This is a genomic window from Marinitoga sp. 1138 (genome assembly GCF_013363265.1).
GTDB classification, from domain to species: Bacteria; Thermotogota; Thermotogae; order Petrotogales; family Petrotogaceae; genus Marinitoga; species Marinitoga piezophila.
This window is the reverse complement of sequence record NZ_LBFA01000021.1, coordinates 1-4,214: the sequence shown is the minus strand read 5'-3', so window position 1 is coordinate 4,214 and position 4,214 is coordinate 1. Positions and strand designations below refer to the sequence as shown.

At 25.3% G+C, this 4,214-nt stretch carries 5 protein-coding genes and 1 pseudogene; 1 reads left to right on the top strand and 5 read right to left on the bottom strand.

Annotated features, from left to right (window positions below; translation table 11 throughout):
- From XO11_RS07885 to XO11_RS10655, 5 genes are all read right to left on the bottom strand, one after another.
- The coding region (locus tag XO11_RS07885) for an ATP-binding cassette domain-containing protein (RefSeq protein WP_175418462.1) at nucleotides 1–264 on the bottom strand (264 nt) is incomplete at its 3' end.
- Between the two features lie 63 nt (nucleotides 265–327).
- Nucleotides 328–528: a hypothetical protein gene (locus XO11_RS07880; protein ID WP_175418461.1), complete on the bottom strand. Its 201-nt coding sequence runs from the start codon at nucleotides 526–528 to the stop codon at nucleotides 328–330.
- A 64-nt stretch (nucleotides 529–592) separates the two neighbouring features.
- Nucleotides 593–1,855, bottom strand: coding sequence for a hypothetical protein (locus XO11_RS07875; protein ID WP_175418460.1), 1,263 nt, complete (start codon nucleotides 1,853–1,855; stop codon nucleotides 593–595).
- Between the two features lie 4 nt (nucleotides 1,856–1,859).
- The gene (locus tag XO11_RS07870) at nucleotides 1,860–3,089 is read right to left on the bottom strand and encodes a radical SAM protein (protein WP_175418459.1); all 1,230 of its coding nucleotides are present in this window, start codon (nucleotides 3,087–3,089) and stop codon (nucleotides 1,860–1,862) included.
- A gap of 84 nt (nucleotides 3,090–3,173) precedes the next feature.
- On the bottom strand, nucleotides 3,174–3,305 hold the full coding sequence (locus XO11_RS10655) for a hypothetical protein (protein WP_255370588.1): 132 nt from the start codon (nucleotides 3,303–3,305) through the stop codon (nucleotides 3,174–3,176).
- A 297-nt stretch (nucleotides 3,306–3,602) separates the two neighbouring features.
- Here XO11_RS10655 and XO11_RS07865 point away from each other — a divergent pair.
- A pseudogene (locus tag XO11_RS07865) lies at nucleotides 3,603–4,214 on the top strand (hypothetical protein); the annotation flags it as partial.

Here is a 4,214-nt window from a genome sequence, read left to right as displayed (position 1 = left end):
AATATATTTCATATTTTCATACGCATTCATGGTTTTTATAAACTGTGGTTCTTCTACAAAGCCCAGTAAATATTTCCCTTCTTTTATTTTTATTTCTCCTTCATCGGGATTATATACTTTTGTTAATATATAAAACAGTGTGGATTTTCCTGCTCCATTTTCCCCTAATATTACAAACTTTTCCCCTTCTTTGACATCAAAATCCACGCCTTTTAATACTTCTTTTTCTTTGAAGCTCTTTTTTATCCCTTTTACTTCTATCATTTTTTCACCCCATACTATTTTTTATTGTTTCACTTTGGGACTGTGGCTGGAAAAGTTGATTTTTTATTCTGGGATATCTATTTTTCCTGGGGTACAGTGATCAACACCGCATATATCTGATGGTTTACAGTCCCCTAAATCAATAGTAAAACAACCATCTGTAAGAGTACAACTTCCCCCATCGTAACCACTACAATGATCTAATATCCAAACACATTCTGGTTTTATATTATTTTTCCCATTGATAACTTTTAAATGTTTCATAATATATCGACCTCCATTTAAATTTTATTTTTCTTTTCCAGCCACAGAATCTAAATCTATACCTTTATTCAAGTTTTAATTCATATATTTCAAGTATTTTATTTATTGTATTATTTTCTTTTAAAATTCCATAATACCTATCTTCTCTTTTGAAGAATAAAATTGGTTTATCTGTTAATCTAGATATTTCACCTGTTTTCATATTTATTTTATAATTTTTATTATTAAGATATAATATCTCTTTCTCGCCAGAAAAATTTATATCTGTAAAATTTGCATTTTTGAATATTGCCAAATATACTTCATTCTTCCCTTTTATTTCGTTTTTCCACAATATTACAAACTTTTTATCTCTTACTTTACCAAATATTAATTTTGTTGCATTTTCTTCTTCTATTACTATTAACATTTTTTGGTTTTTATTATATACATAATAGTCGTAATTAATCTTTCCCTCTTTCAATAATGGATATATCTCTTCCATGTTTATATCCTCTACTTTTCCGCTTTCAAGATCATATCTTTTTATGTTTATCTTTCCTCCGTAATTCCCAAAATATGCATATTTCCCATTTTGATATATATATGTATAATATTCCATATCTGAAAATACCTTTTCTTCTTTTTTTAGAAGTTTATATGTCTTTACATCGAAGGTATGTTTTAATTTTATGTATTTGCTATTTGCTCCAAAGAATGACGATACACTCTTTTCTGTTGTACTTTCAAATATATATAATTTATCCTTATACTCTGCTATTTCAAGATATCCTGAAAAATCATTTAATGTTATTAAATCCTTATACCAGTTAAGATTTTTATCTATTAATATCAATTTCCTTCCTGTTTCATTTACTAAAGCACTTAAAATAAATTTATCTTTCATTTTATAATCAATAGTTACATAAAGTGATTTAATATCAAGATTTAGCTTTTTATTAAATACATATTTGTCATCTTTTTTTATATATTCACTTATCTCCATATCTCCATTTTTTTCATTTCCACATATTATCCAGAATTTATTTTCAAATGTATATATATTTATAACAGGAGGAGAACCAAACTGCCCAACTTCAAATAAAGCTGGTGGTTTTTTTGTTATTAACTCTTTTTTGTTATTATATAAAGAATATACCTCTACGTTAAATGTATCTCCTTTAACAAATATTGGAGTTATTATTATTTCATTTTCTGTAAAAGCTAAATTAATATTTTTAGGATCTCTATTTTTTATCTCTATTTTCTTTATCATTTTTAAACTATCAGAAAACAACGAAATCGTTAGTATTAATATAAATAAAATGATTAATCCTTTTCTTTTCATTTTCTCATCCCCCTATTTTTAATTTTTCTAATCCTATTTTTGTTAAATCACAAGAAATACTTCTACTATTGCTTTTTGTTAATAATTCATACGGACATCCTCCGCCGCATATATTTCTCAATTCGCATATTCCACAATCTTCTTCTATTTTTTTTACTACCTTTTTATAAAACTCCTTTTTGTTGTTGATAAATTCTTCCCACTTCATTCCCACTTCTCCAAGTTCATACTCTTTTTCCCCGGTAAATCTCTGACATGGATATATCTTTCCATCTATATCTATTGATACTATCCCCAACCCCGCTCCACATGGATATTTTTTTATTTCTCCTTTTTTTATCGTTTCCCATAATCCACTTATATTTAATGGAATAAATCTTTTATCTTTTTCTTCTATTATTTCTTCTACTTCTTCATATAATTTTTTCTTTTCTTCTTCTGTCCATTCTTTTGTATATGGATAGGATGCTACTGCAAATGAATATCCGCTTAAATTTTTTTCTTCTATAAAATGTCTTGCTATTTTTTTTATTTCTATTTCCTGATTTGTTACTGTTGCTCTAACGTTTAACTTTTTTCTTTTTTTCATTATTAACTCTATATTTTCTGATACCTTTTCATGTGATCCCTTTCCACCTACAAATGGCCTTTGAAAGTTTTGAATACTTTCACATCCATCCATACTCATCATCATTGAAAATTTTTCTTTTATTAAAAATTCTATTATTTCTTCATTCATTATTGTTCCATTTGTGGTTATTGAATATACAACCTTTTTGTTATATTTCTTTCCCAACTCTTTTGATAATGCAACGCTTTCTTTTATTTTTTCAAATTCAAGCAACGGTTCTCCACCAAAATACGTTATTGTTATTTTTTTCTTTTTTGTATTTGAAAATATATATTCCAGACTTTCTTTTATTAATTCCATTTTCATACTTTCTGGTTTTTCCTTGTGAGCATAACAGTATATACATTCAAGATTACATGCTTTTGTTATATTTAATATAATATTTGATGGTTCAAATATTATTTCAGAATTATAGAATTTTTCACTTTCTTCTACTTTTTTATTTATTGCTTCTTTTAATATTTTTATATCTTCATCTACTTCTTCAGATTTTGCATCTTCAGTAAAATGTTTATATGCTTCATCATCGAGTTCTATTAATGTTACACTTTCCAGATCAAGAGCGTATTTTTTATCGTTGTTGTTATATATTTTCCATTTCATCTTAAATCCCCTTTCCTTTCTCCTGTTATATATTTTTTGGTATAATATACACGTAAATATATATAGAAAATAGATTCTATCTAACTACTCAGAAAATTCAATTTGGATTTGAGGATTGTATGAATCTGTTTTATATTTTTTATCGTTATCTCCTGCTAATACTATTGATGAAAACATGATTATTCCTATTAATATTAAAATAATTATCTTTTTCACTATCCCACCTCCTGCTTTAAATTTTACCATTTCTAACATGGTTTTCAAGTGTCTTTTTCAAAATAAAAATCCGCTTTTTATCAGTGTTTCAAAATTTCATTTTTGTTGTATTTTTATTAATTTTCTTTTTCTTAATCTTCGTAATTTAACCGTAAAGTTTTTATGCAGGGCTTATTTACGTTTTTTTAGATATTTCACATTTTCATCTGAGATTTTTTATATTCTAATTAAGCTTAAGTTCCTTAGATTTTTATTTTATATGTAACAAAATAGTTAATTTTCGAAAAGGTGATCACGATGGATTTTTCTATAAAAGATATTATTAATATTATTAGTTTTGGATATTTTTCTTATCCCGTAATCAATTTTTTATTTGAGAATACAAAAGATATTTCTTTAAAATTTTATTTTCTGTTATTAAAATCAAAATGGAAAAGAGATTTTGATTCTGCTATATTTTATGCAAATAAAACTATTTCAACAACAACAACAACAACAACAATATTAAAAGAATTAGCAAGATTTGAACTCATTTCTTTGTACTATAAAATAGGAAAATCTGATTTAGCGAAAAAAGAAGTTATTATATTAAGAAACAATTTTGAAAACCTTCCAGCTTATGCAAGATGTTTAATATTACCAGGATTGAATCTATTTAATAAATCATATAATATAACTAATGATTTTAAAATATATTCTGATAATTATGAAAAAAATAATGTAGATAAGGCTATTTTAAAATATTCTCATGCAAGAGAACATATTAAAAATGAAGAATATAATAAAGCATATGAATTATTCATAGAAGGTTATTTTCTTGCAGAAGACTTTCCACATCCAACTATGATGTGTAATGGTTTAAATGGTGCTGCATGGTGGATGAGAAATGAAGATAAAAAGAAGGCTTTA

Excerpts from the sequence above, each read along its gene's own strand:
- XO11_RS07875 (WP_175418460.1), bottom strand. The coding sequence starts at position 1,855 with ATGAAAAGAAAAGGATTAATCATTTTATTTATATTAATACTAACGATT.
- XO11_RS07880 (WP_175418461.1), bottom strand. The coding sequence starts at position 528 with ATGAAACATTTAAAAGTTATCAATGGGAAAAATAATATAAAACCAGAA.
- XO11_RS07870 (WP_175418459.1), bottom strand. The coding sequence starts at position 3,089 with ATGAAATGGAAAATATATAACAACAACGATAAAAAATACGCTCTTGAT.